This is a genomic window from Dellaglioa sp. CoH-57-MRSF-16 (assembly GCF_056782055.1).
In genome coordinates this window covers 1-536 of the sequence record NZ_JBXAXZ010000041.1, presented here as the reverse complement: position 1 = coordinate 536, position 536 = coordinate 1, and the positions used below count along the sequence as shown (strand labels likewise).

Below are 536 nucleotides of genomic sequence, written 5' to 3'. Positions count from 1 at the left end.
GCCTCGATTAGGCCGTCAATCCACTTTTTGTGGCACGCAAGGCTCTCCTTTCGTGTCATGCCCTTGAGGGAAAACGGATTTCCCCAGCGCGAGGGACGGCCAATGTACACATCATACTCTTCCTTGTGATTTCGCACAAGAGGGTGGTTCATATGCTCAGTTTCCAGTCGTTCACATCTTTTAGCGCTTTGAGAAATGTTTGCACGTCCTCATCCTCGACGCGCAGGTCTGCGTAGACCTGATCCAGTCGCTGTGCCCGCACGACGCCGGGCAAATCCAGCAAGCTCTTGATACGTTCGATCGACGGTATACATTGGCGCTGATATTTGACAACGAAATTCAAAGTGTTCTCCCAACGGAAAAGAGGGACCTAAGTCCCTCACGTTCCTTATTTACTACGGCGTTTCTTTTTAGCGGCCACAGCACGCTCGGCCATGCCCCGGATCGGCACGTGGCCCGCAGCCTTTCCGTTCCTGTATGCCTTCTTGATCTCGGCACGGAGTGTCTTTTCCGGCAGCTTGCAGACTGGACAGTAC

The 536-nt window shown here is 53.4% G+C and carries 2 protein-coding genes; both read right to left on the bottom strand.

Features of this window, described 5'->3' with window-relative positions; all coding sequences use genetic code 11:
* On the bottom strand, window positions 1-152 hold a 152-nt coding region (locus AC1RPH_RS07745; protein ID WP_438451379.1), incomplete at its 3' end, for a DUF4326 domain-containing protein.
* The gene (locus AC1RPH_RS07740) at window positions 149-343 is read right to left on the bottom strand and encodes a hypothetical protein (RefSeq protein WP_289854914.1); all 195 of its coding nucleotides are present in this window, start codon (window positions 341-343) and stop codon (window positions 149-151) included. The genes AC1RPH_RS07745 and AC1RPH_RS07740, both read right to left, overlap by 4 nt.
* Between the last annotated feature and the right edge of the window lie 193 nt (window positions 344-536).